A 16,311-nucleotide genomic window follows, 5' to 3' on the forward strand; every position below is an offset into this window, starting at 1 on the left:
TCACCCCGCGATCCGTACGGTCGTGTTGGCGCCCCAGATCGCGAGGCTCAGAAAGAAGTCCAGGACGTTGATGGCGACGATCGAGGTCCGCACCGCACGGCCCACGGCGACGCCGACCCCGGCGGGACCGCCGCTCGCGTAGTAGCCGTAGTAGCAGTGCACCAGGATGATCAGGACGGCGAAGACGATCACCTTGCCGAAGGACCACAGCACGTCGACGGGCGGCAGGTACTGGTGGAAGTAATGGTCGTACGTGCCGGTCGACTGCCCGTAGTAGACGGTGGTGATGGTGCGGGCGGCGAGGTAGGAGGACAGCAGGCCGATCACGTACAGCGGGATCACGGCGACGAAACCGGCGACCATCCTGGTGGTCACCAGGAACGGCAGCGAGGGCACACCCATCACCTCCAGGGCGTCGGTCTCCTCACTGATCCGCATCGCTCCGAGCTGTGCGGTGAACCCGGCGCCGACCGTGGCGGACAGGGCGAGTCCGGCCACCAGTGGGGCGATCTCCCGGGTGTTGAAGTACGCCGACAGGAAGGCCACGAAGTTGGACGTGCCGAGCTGGTTGAGGGCCGCGTAGCCCTGGAGACCCACCTCGGTGCCGGTGAAGAACGACAGGAACGCGATGACGCCGACCGTGCCGCCGACGACGGCCAGTGCCCCGCGCCCGAAGCTCACCTCGGCGAGCAGCCGCACGATCTCCTTCTTGTAGCGGCGCAGGGTGCGGCCCGTCCACGCGAGTGAGCGGCCGTAGAAGGAGAGCTGGGTGCCCAGTTCCTCCAGGCCTTTCAACAGCGCCATGCCTCAGCCCCTCTGCGGAACGACTTGGAAGTACACGGCGGTCATCACGAAGTTCGTCACGAACAGCAACATGAAGGTGATCACCACCGACTGGTTCACCGCGTCGCCCACACCCTTGGGGCCGCCCTTCGCGGTCAGCCCCTTGTACGAGGCGACGATCCCGGCGATCGCCCCGAACACCAGCGCTTTCAGCTCGGCCGCCCACAGGTCGGAAAGCTGGGCGAGAGTGGTGAAGGACGCCAGGTACGCGCCGGGCGTGCCGTTCTGGAGGATCACGTTGAAGAAGTAGCCGCCGGCCACGCCGACGACCGACACCAGGCCGTTGAGCAGCACGGCCACCACCATGGAGGCCAGGACGCGGGGTACGACCAGCCGGTGGATCGGGTCGATGCCGAGTACCTGCATGGCGTCGATCTCGTCCCGGATCTTGCGCGCCCCGAGGTCCGCGCAGATCGCCGTGCCGCCCGCGCCCGCGATGAGCAGCGCCGTGACGATCGGCGAGGCCTCCCGCAGGACGGCGAGGACGGAGGCGGCACCCGCGAAGGACTGGGCGCCGAGCTGCCGGGTCAGGCTGCCGATCTGGAGGGCGATGACGGCCCCGAAGGGGATCGACACGAGGGCCGTGGGCAGGATCGTGACGCTCGCGACGAACCACGCCTGCTGGATGAACTCCCGTGCCTGGAACGGCCGTCGGGGTATGGTCCGCACGACGTCCAGCGCCATGGCGAAGAGGTTGCCCGAGTGCCGCAGCGCTCCGGCCGGCGACAGGCTCACGCTCCGGCCACCTCCTTCTCGTGCAGCGCGGCCTCGCGTCTCGCGATCGCCTGCCAGCGGGGCGGGCGGGTGATGCCCGGGCCCGGCAGCAGGCGTGGAGTCAGCTCCTGCGCGGGTGACCTGTCGGTGAGCTGGGCGAGTTCCTGCTCGACCTGGGCGGCGTCCTTCTCCTCCGCCATGCCGATCGGCCCCTGCATCCGGCCGTTGAGGAACTGTCGTACGACAGGCTCGTCGCTGGTCAGCAGCTTCTCCCGCGGGCCGAACATGACCAGCTCGCGCCGGAACAGCAGTCCGATGTTGTCCGGCACCTGGCGGGCCGAGGCGATGTCGTGCGTGACGATCAGGAAAGTGGCGTCGATCTGCGCGTTGAGGTCGACGATCAGCTGGTTGAGGTAGGCGACGCGTACGGGGTCGAGCCCCGAGTCGGGCTCGTCGAAGAGGATGATCTCGGGGTCCAGCACCAGTGCCCGTGCCAGCCCGGCCCGCTTGCGCATACCGCCGGAGATCTCGCCGGGCAGCTTCCCCTCGGCTCCGATGAGCCCGACCATGTCCATCTTCTCCAGCACGATGCGCCGGATCTGGCTCTCGGACTTCCGGGTGTGCTCGCGCAGCGGGAAGGCGATGTTGTCGTACAGGTTCATCGAGCCGAACAGCGCGCCGTCCTGGAACAGCACCCCGAACAGCTTCCGCACCTCGTACAGGTCGTGCTCACGGAGCCTGGTGATGTCCCTGCCCTGGATCGTGATGGAGCCGCGTTCCGGCTTCAGCAGCCCGACGAGCGTCTTGAGGAACACCGACTTGCCCGTGCCCGAGGGGCCGAGCATGACCGATACCTCCCCGGCGGGCAGCGTCAGCGACACGTCCTGCCAGATGACCTGGTGGCCGAAGGACTTGGTCAGCCCTTCCACACAGATCTCGACCCCCATCCGGTCCACCCTTCAGCCGTGGAGCAGCTCCGACATCTGCTCTACGGGGGGTGGAGGGGCGTCCGTCGCTACGAGGCCGATTTTTTCGGACGGGTTTGCGGACGGCTGGGCACGCGGCCTTACCGGACGGGCCGTACGACGACGGACGTGTCCGGAACCGACGACACCGACGTCACTGAGGGGACGGCCGACTCGACCGGTACATCCGGTACATCCGGTACATCCGGTGCATCCGGCACATCCGGGATATTCGGCATGTCTGGTGTGTCCGGCGTGTCCGGCAGCTCGGGCACGCCCCGGACCTCGGGCATCTCAGGAACCTCGGGTGCCGGCAGCGCCGGAAGCGGGGACACCGAGACCTTGGGCAAGGGCGGCACGGACAGCGGCAGCACCGATCCGTCGTCGGCCGCGGCTCCCGCCGGACCGCCGCCGGGAGCCGCCGACGCGGGCGACGATTCGCGCGGCACCGGCGTGCGCACCCGGCCGTCCCCGTCGGTCGTGAGCGCCTCCGAGGGCCCGGACACGGAGGGCCGCGGAGCCGGACCGTCCCCGCCCCCGTCGAACGCGTACGGCAGCACGAACCCCGCCACCGCCAGGGTCGCCGCCGTCGAGGCGACGGCCAGGGCCTGTGCCCTCCCGCCTCCCCACGGCCGTCCGCGCCCGAGCAGGAACAGCGCTACCCCGAGCGTCCCGGCCAGCGAGGCGCGCAGCGTCCGCCGGGCCCGGGCGAGCAGCGACTCGACGGTCCGATAGCTCAGCCCCATCCGCAGGGCGACCTGGCCGACGTCGAGGTCCTCGGACTTGAGCCGCAACGCCTCCGCCTGCCGGGCGGGCAGCTCCCCGCTGCGCACGGCCAGCCACTTCGCCTCGGCCCGGTCGCACACCACCTCGTCGACGGGCACCGGGCCCGGTGCGATCAGCGTGGGACTGGTGCGCACCTCGGCCTCGCGGTTGACCTGCCGGTACCGGTCGACGCACAGCCGCATGGTCACGGTCGTCAGCCAGGCGCCGAGGCGCTCGTCGTCGAGGTCCGGGCGCTCGGCGGCGCGCAGCATGGCCTCGTGCACGGCGTCCTCGGCGTCCTCCGGGCTCATCGACCTGCGCCGGGCCACCTTGAGCAACTGCTCGCGGTGGCTCCACATGCGCTGCCAACGGTTGTCGTCCGTCACTGTCCCAGCAGCCATGGCCGCCTCTGTCTCAGCAGGCATGTCCGTCGCCATGAGGGCCCCTTCGCGCTCACTCCGCCGTCTCGTGCCGTCCGGCGGGGGGCGACATTACCGCCCGGTATCCGCGGTTGTGGAGGGGGAGGGGCGCATCGTTTCCTCACCGTTGCTGGTCAGGGGGCCGGCACTGGGCAGTACGTCGTCGGGCAGCTCCACGCCCGGATCCGGCACCGAGAGCGGCGGCTCCTCCGCCTCCCTCGCTCCGCCCGCCGGACGGGACGGGGAGGGAGAGGGGGATGGAGAGGCGGGCGGTGTGGACGGCCTGGGGGACGGGCTCGCGCCCGGGCGCTCGGACGGCTTCGGCGAGGGTTCGCGTGTGCTGCTCGGTCGCGACGGCTCCGGCCGCGGGGACGACCCGGCGCCCGGGTCCGGTACCACCCGATGCCCTTCCAGGAAGTAGGCGTACCAGGCCCTGACCGTGCGCAGATAGGCCTCCGAGTGGTTGTAGCCGAGGATCGCCCCATCCAGGTCGGCCGGGTCGGAGAGGTCCCGTCCGCCCGCGCACAGATAGCGCCCGGCTGCGAGTGCCGCGTCGAAGACGTTGTCCGGATCGGCCCGTCCGTCGCCGTTGCCGTCCGCGCCCCAGCGGGCCCAGGTCGACGGGATGAACTGCATCGGGCCCACCGCCCGGTCGTACGCCGTGTCCGCGTCGTACCGGCCGCCGTCGGTGTCCCGGATGACCGCGAAGGCGCCGCCGTTCAGCCGGGGGCCGAGGATCGGTGGCACGGCCGTGCCGTCCGAGGTCACCCGGCCGCCGCGCGCCTGCCCCGACTCCACCTGGCCGATGGCGGCCAGCAGCTGCCACTCCAGCCGGCATCCCGGCGCGGTGCCCGCCAGCTCCGACTCGGCGCGCCGGTACGCGGCGAACACGGTCGCGGGCAGTGCGGCGCCGGCCGGCCCCGCGGCCGTGTCCCCGTCGGGCTTCCCGGCCCGCAGCGGCGGAAGCTCGGTGCGGTACGGGGCGTCGCCGGACACACTCGGCCCGTGCTCGGCACGCGCCGCGTTCCGCGTCGGCTCCACAGCCTTTGCCGAGGTTCCCGGCGCCTGGGAGGCGGTCAGCGCGGCCATCGCCGCCGCCGCGATCGCCGTGCATCTGGTCCCTCTGCCTGCCCCTCTCGCCGTACCGACCGTTCTGAACAACATGCGCACCGCCACCTCGCGGCCCCTCCCTGTGCGGATTCCGTCCTCTGCTCTACGCGGGCGGTCGGCACGTCCGTCGCGGGAGGCGCACTGGCGCTCCGCACCGCCGCCGGCACCCTCACCGGGCAGGCCACCGGCGCGGCCGTCGAGGAGCAGGACGTCGAGACGATCCTCGATCACGTCCGCGCCATCTGGCCGGACGGCGTCGAAGCCGTGCACTCCCACCGGCTCGTCGGGGCCCTCGCCCGGTTCCATCCCGACCTGTACAAGCCGTGGACGGAGATGGACGCCGCCGGGTCGTCTACCGCACTCAGTGCGGCCCTCAAGCCCTTCAAGGTGGCCACCAGGCAGCTCACCATCCGCGACTGCTGCGGGGGCACCAAGGCCTGCGGCAGGCCGATCTCCCGGCCGCCGAGGACGGCGAGTAGGGGCCGCCAAGCCGGTTTCGGGAAGGGGTAGTAATTTCACCCCGCCCCGAAACCGGTTTCGCCCCCGATATCGGGGCTGAGCTGGGAAGTTTCTGGTTTCAGGGCCTCCCGTCGCGCCCAAGACGGACTCGACGAGCAGCATTCGCCAGAACCTCGGACACTGAAATCACCACCGAAGACCAGCATGATCAGCTAGGGGGCTCAGTGGTGGCTGCAGCACGATCAAGCAAGCGGTGGGCGCTGCTGCTCGCGATCGTCTCAGCGCTCGCACTGGCCGCTGGCGGCCTCCTGCTCTCGCTGTCCGTGAACCTGGGGCTCAGCCCTGATGCAGAGAGCCCCCCGCCTGCGTCTTCGCTTTCTCCACCTGAGGAAACCGACACGGATGAATTTCCGGAACCACCCACCGTGGGGTCACCCACTGAGGAGTCACCCCCGGACGAGGGCACACCGGACGAGACACGCCCTCCGGTGGGGTCACCCCCGGACGAGGGCACACCGGATGAGACACCCCCAGAGGAGGAGCCTGCACCGGAGGAACCGCCAGCCGCCTCCCCGACACCACCCCCCGCTGCGACTACCCCGGACGACGAATTCGGCGCCTCCGAGATAGTCACAGCGGTGACGGGAGCCATCTCTGCGTTGGGTGGCGCCTGCGGAGGCATCGCCGCCATCCTCACCGTCAAACGCTCCGCGCAAGCGCCCCAACCGGCAGACGGGTCAGACCGCAGACCACCAGCCGCCTGACGCGCATCATGGAGACCATGGAGTCGCAGATGATCCGGCCCGGCCACCTCACCGCACACCAGACCGCCCGCCTCCTCGACACTGACCTCGCCGGCGTCCGCAAGCTCGTCCAGCGCGGCCACCTCGAACGGTCCGGAGGAAGCCCGCGACAGCCTTGGTATCCCGCCGCAGGCGTCGCTGCGCTCGTTGCGAAACGCTCCGCAGCCAAGGCCGCTTGACCGCAGGTCAGCGCCCTGTCACGATCTCGGTGTACAACTGTGCCCTGAATCGGCATCACAGGCGCGCACGAGCCTCCGCCCTCGATTGCATAGCGGAGGCTTCGCCAATCCTCCCAATGATCTGGGCTACGTGCCCGCGTCACCCTGCCCTCATCGAAGAGAAGCGCAGCCAGCCGAGCTCTGCTCCTAGCCAATTCCTTCGACGTATCAAGCATGAAGAACACCGGGAACAACAGGACGGCGACGAAGCCAAGCACTGTCCCGGCCCACGCCAGCGAGCCCACAATCAAAGCAGCCGCACCACGCATCGGTGAGACCAGCCAGTACAGGCACATTGCCTCCAGCAACAACAGCACAACGGCGAGGCTGTAGTAACGGAACCAGTACCGCCGCACCACCCTCCAGTAAATGGGAGGACGCGCCCGGGTGGACATCAACAGACTGGCAGCCCTCATGGCCAGGTCAGGCGACGCGTCGCCGGCTGCGGAGTCGAGTAACTGGCGAGGTGCCCATGCCCCGGCGAGCCATGCAAATCTGCCCTACACCAGGCTGTCCCACCCTCACGCCGGGCGGACGCTGCGGCGACTGCCAGCGCCGCGCCGGCCGTCAACGCAGCAGCGCAGCCTCCAAGGGCTACGACGCACGATGGGCACGCACACGGGCCGCCTACCTGCGTGTCCACCCCATTTGCGAGTGCGAGGAGTGCGAGGCGCTTCCTGCCCTGACCAGGCCAAGGGCGACCGAGGTCAACCACCGTGACGGGCTGGGCCCGCTGGGTCCACGTGGTCACGACTGGGCGAACTTGCAGGCCATGACCAAAGCCCATCACAGCAGACACACCGCACGTGAGCAGCCAGGCGGGTGGAACGACCGCGCCTAGTCGAATGCCCCACAGGTGCACCAGGACTTGAAATCATCCCGGTTCATCAGCGTGGCGCGTTCCGCAATGTCCTTCAGTGTGACCGTCTCCCAGTCGTCCTGCTCTGCGAACCGAGCCAGGGTGTCCGTGAGTGACTCGGCGGATCCACGGTCTGCGCTGGGGTCCGGTCTGCCTGAGTCAGCATCCCTGCGGCAGCGATGGCCTGCCGAAGCCAGTGTCCCGAGTACAGCGGGCAAGTCCGGCAAACGCACGGGCGGCCCGGCGACGACGGCACCCGGACACGACAGGACAGGATGGCGAGCCGGGGGAGGACGGAGCCCCAGGCGCGGACGTAGAGTAGGGGCCGGCCGGGCCGGAGAGACCACAGGGACCACAGGGACCACAGGGACCGCCCGGCGGTCAGGGCCCGCACAGCGAGCAAGGCCCCCGCGACGAGCAAGGCCCTCCCGGCCAGGACTGCCCCGACGGCTACTCCCTTCAGGCCCCGAGCTGGGACCCGGATGCACTCGTGTGCCGCCGCGACGGTGCACCACAGCCGAGCCCGAGCGACGGCGGCGGCCTGCTCTCCATGGCCCTCGATCCGTACCGCCGGCAGTACCCGTGACGACCGCGGCCCCGCTCTCCTTCGGGGGGGGCGGGGCCGCTTCGTCGTGCCCGGGGTCAGTCGTCGAGGTCGATGCGGAAGTCGACGACGGTGGTGTCGCCGCGGCGCACGATCGGGTGGGCGACCTCGACGATACGGCCGGTGTCGGCGATGTGCCTGCGGGTGTACCGCAGCACGGGCACGCCGGCGCCGATCCGCAGGGTCGCCGCCTCCAGCTCGGTCGGCATGGCCGCGGTGAACGACTCCGTGATCTGCGTGACGCGGATGCCGAGACTCCCCAGCTGCGCGCGGGTGCCACCCGGCCAGGGCTCGTTGATGGGGTCGGCGACCGGGGTGTCCGCGACGTCGGCCCACCGCACGTAGGACGTGCTCATCTGGGTCGGCTGGTCGTTGTCATAGAAGACGAAGTGCCTCGCCAGCAACCTCTCGCCCACCTCGCACTCGAACAGGCCCGCCAGCTCGGCGTCGGCCTGGACCCGCTCGTACCGCTTGTCGAGCCGGTACTCCGACCAGGCGATGCCCTGATCCCGGGTGTAAGGCGTGGACTTGGTGCTCGGGGTCGAGCGGTACCGGTCGGCCGCCATGCGGTGAACCGGCGGACGCGGGCGGACACGCGTGCCCGCCCGGGCCCGTGCTTCGATCAGGCCCTCGTTCGTGAGTAGGCGCAGCGCGTTGCGGACCGGCGCCTCGGATACGCCGTACTCGGCGCATAGCTCGGGGATGGTCGGGATCTGATCTCCAGGCCCGAACTCGCCGCCCGGTGAGATGCGACGCCGCAGGTCGGCGGCGATCCGCAGGTACTCAGGCTGCGCCACCACGGCACCCCCACTTTGAGCGATCACGTCAATCCGGATACACATACTCTCCCCTCCCGCTTGACCAGCGCCAACCCCCGACAATCTGGATACAGATAAGCACTACCCGTATCCGGAAACCAGTGAAATCCGGGGGACACTCATGCCCGAGTCGGGTCAAACATGGCAGAAGCCATTCAAGGCCGAGCCCATCGAGGCGCGCCATGTCCGCCTGTGGGTTGCCGGCCGCGTCAAACACCAGGACGCCCCGGCCATCGCGAATGAGCTCTACGTCGCGATCCTCAGCTCGGGCGCCCCGCCGTTGCCGTAGAGATGGCCCTGTCGACGGCCGGACCGCGCATCCGCATCACAGTGCTCGGCCCCGAGCCACTCCCGCTTCTGTACAGCCACGGGCCCGGCTGGCAGATCGTCACCGGGCTCGCCAACACCTCCGGTCTCACCACCGACGAGTGCGGGCTGTGGGCGCAGTTAGGGACGAGCCGGTGACCAGGCCCCGGGAAACCGCCATCGCCAACCAGCACACCAAGAGGGGCAGCCGATGATCAGCAAACAGACCGAGTGCACACCCGTAGAGCTGGCGTTGGGACTTCTGGAGCTCCCCAGCCTCGACGGTCTCACCGAGGAGCAGGTGCGCGGCTTCACGTGCATCTGGGACAGCGACGAGAAGCCGCTCGCCGAGGAGGCCGCCGTCGCCCTCGGGCCGCGCCGCAAGGCGCGCCTGGACGGCGAGTACGACTGGCACCCCCGCGACTGCCCCGAGCACGTGGCGCACGCGGCCTACGAGGCCCTGTTCGTCCACTGCATGGGCGACTGCGAGCCGTGCAGCGGGGAGGAGGCCGTCGTCGTAGACGGCATCGTGCAGGAGGTCCGCTGTGAGATCGCCGTGACCCTGCGCCGACTGGCACTCCGGAAGGGGCGACTGTGCCCCCCCGACCCACACACGTCGACCTGCCGCTCCCTGAGCCGCCCCCAGTACATGACTGCGCGGAGTGTCAGGCGCTGGCCCGCCAGCGAGAAGAAGCGAGGCGGCAGCGTGACCACACCACCGTCATCGACTGCAACGTCCGCATCCGCCGCCACCCTCACGGACCGCCCTGGCTGGCTCTGCACCAGCCCACCGACGAGGACGTGGCCACCCTCAGGCGCACAGCTCTCCAAGATGGGCGCGAGGTCACGATCCACTGGATGCCCGACGGCTCTTGTGCCCTACAGGTGAACTACGGCGACGATCTAGAAGCCGCCCAGAAGCTGGTTGCGAAGGCGGACGAGCTCGCTGACGACGGCGAATGACGACCCTGCCCGTCTTTGATCGTCCGCCTTCCGGGCCAGCAGGGGGCCAGCTAATGATCTCCGGAGACGACGAAGCCCCCTCTCTTTGGAGGGGGTTTACGCTGCGCCGCAGGTGAAAACGTTCCTGCGTTGCCGCGCTGGAGTGGGGCGGGTGGGACTCGAACCCACGGCCGACGGATTATGAGTCCGCTGCTCTAACCGGCTGAGCTACCGCCCCATAGCGGCGTGTCGCGTACATGTGTGCGCGCCGTCTGCCGCAGCATAGCCGCTCATACGATCTCCTGCTTCGGATGGTCGGCTTCGCACGGCCTTCGCGACCATGAGGACTGCGCCCGGCGCCGCGCGGTTCCCGGAAGATCGGAACGGACATGAAAAAGGACCCCTGCGGGGGTCCTCGTTCACCATGCTCCCCCGACTGGACTCGAACCAGTAACCTGCCGGTTAACAGCCGGCTGCTCTGCCAATTGAGCTACGGAGGACCGAGCTCCCCGGACTGGACTCGAACCAGTAACCTGCCGGTTAACAGCCGGCTGCTCTGCCAATTGAGCTACCGAGGAAGGTCTCGTTTTGCATCGAACGTACCTACCTGGGTATTCGCCAGAGGGCGCGCGCTCGCTGCGACACATACATTAGCGCAAGCAGGGGGGTGCTCCGCCAATCGGTACTCCCCGGCGCCGTCGCCGCACCGGAGACCTACGCAAGGGAAGGGTGGTCGCCATGCGTTACCGGCTCACGTTCGTCGCCGGAGTCGTGCTGGGTTACGTGCTGGGCACGAGGGCCGGACGCGAGCGCTACGAACAGCTGAAGAAGTCGGCTCGCCAGTTCGCGCAGAACCCCGCCGTCCGCAACACCGCGGAGTCGGCGGCCCACCAGGGCCGTGAGTTCGCGGGCAAGGCGTACCACGTGGTGAGCGACAGGGTCGGCGACCGCGTCCCCGACTCGGTGGCCGAACGGGTCCGCCACCTCAAGGAGCGGGCCACCCACAACGGCGGCGAGGACGACTGGGGTACGAGCAACACGTAACAGTTCTTCGCCGACGCCGGGTGCGGGTCCTGCCACCTCAGGGGCGCGGGGACCTGCGCGACCAGCCACGACGCGCCCCGCGCCCGAAACCCGGCGTCAAGATCCACGGCGCCCACGGACCGACCCCGGCGGAGCGTGCGGCAGAATTTTGGCCATGGGGATAGTCGCCGGGTTGGACAGTTCACCCGATTTCACTCGCATCGTCGTCTGTGACGCGGACACCGGAGCCGTGCTCCGGCAGGGATATGCGCCGCATCCGGTGGAGAGCCCCGACGGCGGCCGGCCCTCCGACGTCGACCCGCAGGCCTGGCTGCTGTCCCTGGGCGAGGCCGCGGGCGGCGGGCTGCTGGAGGGCGTGCAGGCCATCGGCGTCTCGGCGCAGCAGAACGCCGTCGTGCCGCTGGACGCGCAGGGCAACACCGTGCGGCCGGCGATGGTCGGCGGCGACAAGCGGACGCAGGTCGCGGCGGCCGACCTGATCGACGCGCTCGGGGGGCGCGAGGCCTGGGCGCAGGCCGTGGGGTGTGTGCCCCAGGCCGCGCAGCCGGTGACGAAGCTGCGCTGGCTGGCCCGGACCGAGCCCGAGAACGCACAGCGCACCGCGATCCTCCTGCAGGCGCACGACTGGCTGGTGTGGCAGCTGCTGGGCCGGCCGGTCCGGAGAACCACCGACCGGGGCGGGGCGTCCGGCACCGGGTACTGGTCCGCGGCGACCGGCGCCTACCGGCCCGACCTGGTCGAGCTGGCGCTCGGGCACCAGGTGATGCTGCCGGAGGTGATCGGCCCGGCGGACGCGGCCGGTACGACGCCGGAGGGGCTGCTGATCTCCGTGGGGACCGGCGAGACAATGGCGGCGGCCTTCGGGCTCGGCATCGGGCTCGGGGACGCGGTGGTGTCGCTGGGCGCGTCCGGGTCCGTGATGGCCGTGCATCCCGAGGCGCTGGTCGACGGCTCCGGGATGATCACCGCGCTGGCCGACGCGACCGGCATGCACCTGCCGGTCGTCACCACGCTGAACGCCGTACGGACGCTGCGCGGGACCGCAGAGCTGCTGGGGCTGCCCGATCTGGAGAGCCTGTCCGAGCTGGCGATGAAGTCGACGCCGGGGGCGCACGGGCTGGTGCTGCTGCCCTATCTGGAGGGCGAGCGGACGCCGAACCTGCCGCACACCGCCGGGACCCTGGCGGGCCTGCGGCGCGAGTCGATGAAGGCGGAGCATCTGGCGCGGGCCGCGTTCGAGGGCATGCTGTGCGGGCTCGCGGACGCGCTGGACGTGCTGCGCGCCCGGGGCGTGGAGGTGCGGCGGGTGTTCCTGCTCGGTCCGGCCGCCGAACTGCCCGCCGTGCAGGCGGCCGCGCCCTCGCTGTTCGGGACGCAGGTCGTGGTGCCGCAGCCGGCGGACTACGCGGCGATCGGAGCCGCCCGGCAGGCGGCCTGGGCGCTCGGGGCGTCCCAGGGCACGCTCGACGCGCGGAACCCGCCGGCCTGGCAGGGCGCGGTCGCGCAGGTACTGGAGCCCGGGGAGGAACTGGCCGTGGGGCAGGCGGTGCGGCAGCAGTTCGTGTCGGTACGGGAGCAGACGCATCCGGGGGCGATGCGGCCGTAGTGGCCGAGGGTGCGGATCCGAGGGAGCCCGGGGCTTTTTGACCGCCTGTTGGGTTAATTCGGTTGAGGTAACGCGGGTGGAGTGTTCGACGATAGGGGCCAGGGGCAACGAACCGGCCCCGTCACCCACCCGAGAGAAGCAGCGTGCTCATACCACTCCTGCGGGTCCACCTCAGGCCCTACAAGAGACCCATCGTCCTGCTGGTGCTGCTGCAGTTCCTGCAGACCTGCGCCACGCTCTACCTGCCCACGCTGAACGCGGACATCATCGACCAGGGTGTTGTGAACGGCGACACCGGCTACATCCTGGGCTACGGCGCCCTCATGATCGGCATCTCGCTGGTCCAGGTCGTGTGCAACATCGGTGCCGTGTACTACGGCGCCCGTACGGCATCGGCGCTCGGGCGGGACGTGCGAGCCGCCGTGTTCGACCGGGTGCAGTCGTTCTCTGCGCGTGAGGTGGGTCACTTCGGCGCGCCCTCGCTGATCACCCGTACGACGAACGACGTCCAGCAGGTGCAGATGCTGGCGCTGATGACGTTCACGCTGATGGTGTCGGCGCCGATCATGTGCGTGGGCGGCATCGTGCTGGCGCTCGGTCTCGACGTGCCGCTGTCCGGGGTGCTGGTGGCGGTCGTACCGGTGCTGGGCATCTGCGTGACGCTGATCGTGCGGCGGCTGCGTCCGCTGTTCCGGGCCATGCAGACGCGGCTGGACACGGTGAACCGGGTGCTGCGCGAGCAGATCACCGGCAACCGCGTCATCCGGGCCTTCGTCCGGGACGAGTACGAGCAGCAGCGCTTCCGTAAGGCCAACACCGATCTCACGGACTTCGCCCTGGGCACCGGCAACCTGCTCGCGCTGATGTTCCCGATCGTGATGACGGTGGTGAACCTGTCGTCGATCGCCGTGGTGTGGTTCGGCGCGCACCGGATCGACAGCGGGGGGATGCAGATCGGTGACCTGACCGCGTTCCTCGCCTATCTGATGCAGATCGTCATGTCCGTGATGATGGCCACCTTCATGTTCATGATGGTGCCGCGCGCGGAAGTGTGCGCCGAGCGCATCCAGGAAGTGCTGGACACCTCGTCGAGCGTCGTGCCGCCGTCGGCGCCCGTGCGTGAGCTGCGCCGGCACGGGCATCTGGAGCTCCGCGGGGCGGGCTTCCGCTATCCCGGTGCCGAGGAGCCGGTGCTGCGCGCCGTCGACCTGGTCGCCCGGCCCGGCGAGACGACCGCCGTCATCGGCTCGACCGGCAGCGGCAAGTCGACCCTGCTGGGGCTGGTCCCGCGGCTGTTCGACGCGACCGAGGGGCAGGTGCTCGTGGACGGGGTCGAGGTGGCGGAGATCGACCCCGAGCTGCTCGCGAAGACCGTCGGCATGGTGCCGCAGAAGCCGTATCTGTTCGCGGGCACGGTGGCGACCAACCTGCGCTACGGCAATCCGGACGCCACCGACGAGGAGCTGTGGCACGCGCTGGAGGTGGCGCAGGCCAAGGACTTCGTGGAGCGGCTGGAGGGCCGGCTCGACGCGCCGATCGCCCAGGGCGGGACGAACGTCTCGGGCGGTCAGCGGCAGCGGCTCGCGATCGCCCGGACGCTCGTGCAGCGCCCGGAGATCTACCTCTTCGACGACTCCTTCTCCGCCCTCGACTACGCCACGGACGCCGCCCTGCGGGCCGCGCTCGCGCAGGAGACCGCGGAGGCGACCGTCGTGATCGTCGCCCAGCGGGTGGCGACCATCCGGGACGCCGACCGGATCGTCGTCCTCGACGAGGGCCACGTCGTCGGCACCGGCCGGCACCACGAGTTGATGGCCGACAACGAGACCTACCGGGAGATCGTGCTCTCCCAGCTCACGGAAGCGGAGGCTGCCTGATGGCGGGGCCCATGGGGCGGATGATGGCCGGGGGCGGCCCCGACCAGCGCTCGCTGGACTTCAAGGGATCGGGCAAACGGCTCGTCGCGCAGTTCCGGCCGGAGCGCATCACCCTCTTCGTGCTGCTGGCGTGCGTGGTGCTCAGCGTCGGCCTCAACGTCGTCGGGCCGAAGATCCTCGGCAAGGCGACCGACCTGGTCTTCGCGGGCATCGTCGGGCGGGACATGCCGGAGGGGGCGAGCAAGGAGCAGGTCCTGGAGCAGATGCGGCAGCGCGGGGACGGTGACGTCGCCGACATGCTGCGCAGCACCGACTTCACCCCGGGCGAGGGCATCGACTTCACCACCGTCGGGCATGTGCTGCTGCTCGCGCTGGGCGTGTTCCTGGTGGCCGGGCTGCTGATGGCGGTGGCGACGCGGATGGTCAACCGGGCCGTGAACCGCACCATGTTCCGGATGCGCGAGGACGTGCAGACGAAGCTGTCGCGGCTGCCGCTGTCGTACTTCGACAAGCGCCAGCGCGGTGAGGTGCTGTCCCGGGCGACGAACGACATCGACAACATCGGGCAGACGCTCCAGCAGTCGATGGGGCAGCTCATCAACTCGGTGCTGACCATCATCGGCGTCCTCGCGATGATGTTCTACGTCTCCTGGCTCCTGGCGCTGGTCGCGCTGGTGACCGTGCCGCTGTCGTTCGTCGTCGCCACGCGCGTGGGCAAGCGGTCGCAGCCGCACTTCGTGCAGCAGTGGCGCTCGACGGGCAAGCTGAACGCGCACATCGAGGAGATGTACACCGGGCACGCGCTCGTGAAGGTGTTCGGACGGCAGGAGGAGTCGGCGCAGCAGTTCGCCGAGCAGAACGAGGCGCTGTACGAGGCGGGTTTCCGGGCGCAGTTCAACAGCGGGGTCATGCAGCCGCTGATGTTCTTCGTGTCGAACCTCAACTACGTGCTGGTCGCGGTCGTCGGCGGGCTGCGGGTCGCCTCGGGTTCGCTGTCCATCGGTGACGTGCAGGCCTTCATCCAGTACTCGCGGCAGTTCTCCATGCCGCTGACGCAGGTCGCTTCCATGGCGAACCTGGTGCAGTCGGGCGTCGCCTCGGCGGAACGCGTCTTCGAACTGCTGGACGCGGAGGAGCAGAGCGCCGATCCGGTGCCGGGCGTGCGGCCCGAGGAACTGCGCGGGCAGGTGGCGCTGGAACACGTGTCGTTCCGCTACGACCCCGAGAAGCCGCTGATCGAGGACCTGTCGCTGAAGGTCGAGCCCGGGCACACGGTGGCCATCGTCGGCCCGACGGGCGCCGGCAAGACGACGCTGGTGAATCTGCTGATGCGGTTCTACGACGTCAGCGGCGGGCGCATCACCCTCGACGGGGTCGACATCGCTCGGATGTCCCGGGACGAACTGCGCGCCGGGATCGGCATGGTGCTCCAGGACACCTGGCTGTTCGGCGGCACGATCGCGGAGAACATCGCGTACGGGGCCGCGCGGGACGTCACGCGGGGGGAGATCGAGGAGGCGGCCCGGGCGGCGCACGCGGACCGGTTCATCCGTACGCTGCCGGACGGGTACGACACGGTGATCGACGACGAGGGAACGGGGGTCAGCGCGGGTGAGAAGCAGCTGATCACCATCGCCCGGGCGTTCCTGTCCGACCCGGTGATCCTGGTGCTGGACGAGGCGACCAGCTCGGTCGACACCCGCACGGAGGTGCTCATCCAGAAGGCGATGGCCAAACTCGCGCACGGGCGTACCTCGTTCGTCATCGCACACCGGCTGTCGACGATCCGGGACGCGGACACGATTCTGGTGATGGAGAACGGGGCGATCGTGGAGCAGGGCGAACACGAGGAGCTGCTGGCGGCGGACGGGGCCTACGCCCGGCTGTACAAGGCGCAGTTCGCGCAGGCGGCGGCCGAGGTCGACTAGACGGGCGGGGCCGCCGGGACGGGCGGCCCCC

Annotated in this window: 12 protein-coding genes and 3 tRNA genes; 6 read left to right on the forward strand and 9 right to left on the reverse strand. The window is 69.9% G+C overall.

The features are described from left to right. The 6 genes from ACH4G3_RS07410 to ACH4G3_RS07435 form a co-directional block, all read right to left on the reverse strand. Positions 1 to 804 carry an MlaE family ABC transporter permease gene (locus tag ACH4G3_RS07410; RefSeq protein ID WP_397623588.1) on the reverse strand — a complete coding sequence of 268 codons (804 nt, stop codon included), beginning with the start codon at positions 802 to 804 and terminating at the stop codon, positions 1 to 3. Between the two features lie 3 nt (positions 805 to 807). Further along, the gene (locus tag ACH4G3_RS07415; RefSeq protein WP_397623589.1) at positions 808 to 1,578 is read right to left on the reverse strand and encodes an MlaE family ABC transporter permease; all 771 of its coding nucleotides are present in this window, start codon (positions 1,576 to 1,578) and stop codon (positions 808 to 810) included. Next, a complete protein-coding gene (locus tag ACH4G3_RS07420) occupies positions 1,575 to 2,504 on the reverse strand; it encodes an ABC transporter ATP-binding protein (protein WP_397623590.1) in 930 nt (309 codons plus the stop codon). Before ACH4G3_RS07420 ends, ACH4G3_RS07415 begins: the two co-directional genes overlap by 4 nt. 119 nt (positions 2,505 to 2,623) lie before the next feature. After that, positions 2,624 to 3,688 carry an RNA polymerase sigma factor gene (locus ACH4G3_RS07425; RefSeq protein WP_397623591.1) on the reverse strand — a complete coding sequence of 355 codons (1,065 nt, stop codon included), beginning with the start codon at positions 3,686 to 3,688 and terminating at the stop codon, positions 2,624 to 2,626. A 90-nt stretch (positions 3,689 to 3,778) separates the two neighbouring features. Then, positions 3,779 to 5,122, reverse strand: a complete 1,344-nt coding sequence (locus ACH4G3_RS07430; RefSeq protein ID WP_397623592.1) for a lytic transglycosylase domain-containing protein — start codon at positions 5,120 to 5,122, stop codon at positions 3,779 to 3,781. 2,675 nt (positions 5,123 to 7,797) lie between these two features. Further along, positions 7,798 to 8,559: a GntR family transcriptional regulator gene (locus ACH4G3_RS07435; RefSeq protein WP_397623593.1), complete on the reverse strand. Its 762-nt coding sequence runs from the start codon at positions 8,557 to 8,559 to the stop codon at positions 7,798 to 7,800. Between the two features lie 309 nt (positions 8,560 to 8,868). Here ACH4G3_RS07435 and ACH4G3_RS07440 point away from each other — a divergent pair, with 309 nt between their 5' ends. Next, a complete protein-coding gene (locus ACH4G3_RS07440) occupies positions 8,869 to 9,042 on the forward strand; it encodes a hypothetical protein (RefSeq protein ID WP_397623594.1) in 174 nt (57 codons plus the stop codon). A gap of 52 nt (positions 9,043 to 9,094) precedes the next feature. Beyond that, entirely contained in the window at positions 9,095 to 9,772 is a 678-nt protein-coding gene (locus tag ACH4G3_RS07445; RefSeq protein ID WP_397623595.1) for a hypothetical protein, read from the forward strand. A 217-nt stretch (positions 9,773 to 9,989) separates the two neighbouring features. Here the strand turns inward: ACH4G3_RS07445 and ACH4G3_RS07450 are convergent. The 3 genes from ACH4G3_RS07450 to ACH4G3_RS07460 all read right to left on the reverse strand — a co-directional run bounded on the left by ACH4G3_RS07450 (position 9,990) and on the right by ACH4G3_RS07460 (position 10,403). Then, positions 9,990 to 10,063, reverse strand: a tRNA-Ile gene (locus ACH4G3_RS07450). A gap of 189 nt (positions 10,064 to 10,252) precedes the next feature. Next, a tRNA-Asn gene (locus tag ACH4G3_RS07455) sits at positions 10,253 to 10,325 on the reverse strand. Between the two features lie 5 nt (positions 10,326 to 10,330). After that, positions 10,331 to 10,403 (reverse strand) — tRNA-Asn (locus ACH4G3_RS07460). A 160-nt stretch (positions 10,404 to 10,563) separates the two neighbouring features. Here ACH4G3_RS07460 and ACH4G3_RS07465 point away from each other — a divergent pair. From ACH4G3_RS07465 to ACH4G3_RS07480, 4 genes are all read left to right on the forward strand, one after another. Further along, positions 10,564 to 10,869, forward strand: coding sequence for a YtxH domain-containing protein (locus ACH4G3_RS07465; RefSeq protein ID WP_354735567.1), 306 nt, complete (start codon positions 10,564 to 10,566; stop codon positions 10,867 to 10,869). Positions 10,870 to 11,023: 154 nt separating this feature from the next. Then, the gene (locus ACH4G3_RS07470) at positions 11,024 to 12,475 is read left to right on the forward strand and encodes an FGGY family carbohydrate kinase (RefSeq protein ID WP_397623596.1); all 1,452 of its coding nucleotides are present in this window, start codon (positions 11,024 to 11,026) and stop codon (positions 12,473 to 12,475) included. A gap of 143 nt (positions 12,476 to 12,618) precedes the next feature. Next, positions 12,619 to 14,352 (forward strand): ABC transporter ATP-binding protein, encoded by a 1,734-nt coding sequence (locus tag ACH4G3_RS07475; RefSeq protein ID WP_397623597.1) that lies wholly within the window; start codon positions 12,619 to 12,621, stop codon positions 14,350 to 14,352. Then, positions 14,352 to 16,280 (forward strand): ABC transporter ATP-binding protein, encoded by a 1,929-nt coding sequence (locus tag ACH4G3_RS07480; RefSeq protein WP_397623598.1) that lies wholly within the window; start codon positions 14,352 to 14,354, stop codon positions 16,278 to 16,280. Before ACH4G3_RS07475 ends, ACH4G3_RS07480 begins: the two co-directional genes overlap by 1 nt. Positions 16,281 to 16,311: the final 31 nt, after the last annotated feature.

This window comes from Streptomyces afghaniensis (assembly GCF_044327915.1).
GTDB lineage: Bacteria > Actinomycetota > Actinomycetes > Streptomycetales > Streptomycetaceae > Streptomyces > Streptomyces afghaniensis.

Bases quoted from the DNA above. Each gene is read 5' to 3' on its own strand.
- ACH4G3_RS07470 (WP_397623596.1), top strand. From the start codon at position 11,024: ATGGGGATAGTCGCCGGGTTGGACAGTTCACCCGATTTCACTCGCATC.
- ACH4G3_RS07425 (WP_397623591.1), bottom strand. From the start codon at position 3,688: ATGGCTGCTGGGACAGTGACGGACGACAACCGTTGGCAGCGCATGTGG.
- ACH4G3_RS07420 (WP_397623590.1), bottom strand. From the start codon at position 2,504: ATGGGGGTCGAGATCTGTGTGGAAGGGCTGACCAAGTCCTTCGGCCAC.
- ACH4G3_RS07410 (WP_397623588.1), bottom strand. From the start codon at position 804: ATGGCGCTGTTGAAAGGCCTGGAGGAACTGGGCACCCAGCTCTCCTTC.
- ACH4G3_RS07480 (WP_397623598.1), top strand. From the start codon at position 14,352: ATGGCGGGGCCCATGGGGCGGATGATGGCCGGGGGCGGCCCCGACCAG.
- ACH4G3_RS07430 (WP_397623592.1), bottom strand. From the start codon at position 5,122: ATGGAACCGGGCGAGGGCCCCGACGAGCCGGTGGGAGTGCACGGCTTC.
- ACH4G3_RS07440 (WP_397623594.1), top strand. From the start codon at position 8,869: ATGGCCCTGTCGACGGCCGGACCGCGCATCCGCATCACAGTGCTCGGC.
- ACH4G3_RS07465 (WP_354735567.1), top strand. From the start codon at position 10,564: ATGCGTTACCGGCTCACGTTCGTCGCCGGAGTCGTGCTGGGTTACGTG.
- ACH4G3_RS07445 (WP_397623595.1), top strand. From the start codon at position 9,095: ATGATCAGCAAACAGACCGAGTGCACACCCGTAGAGCTGGCGTTGGGA.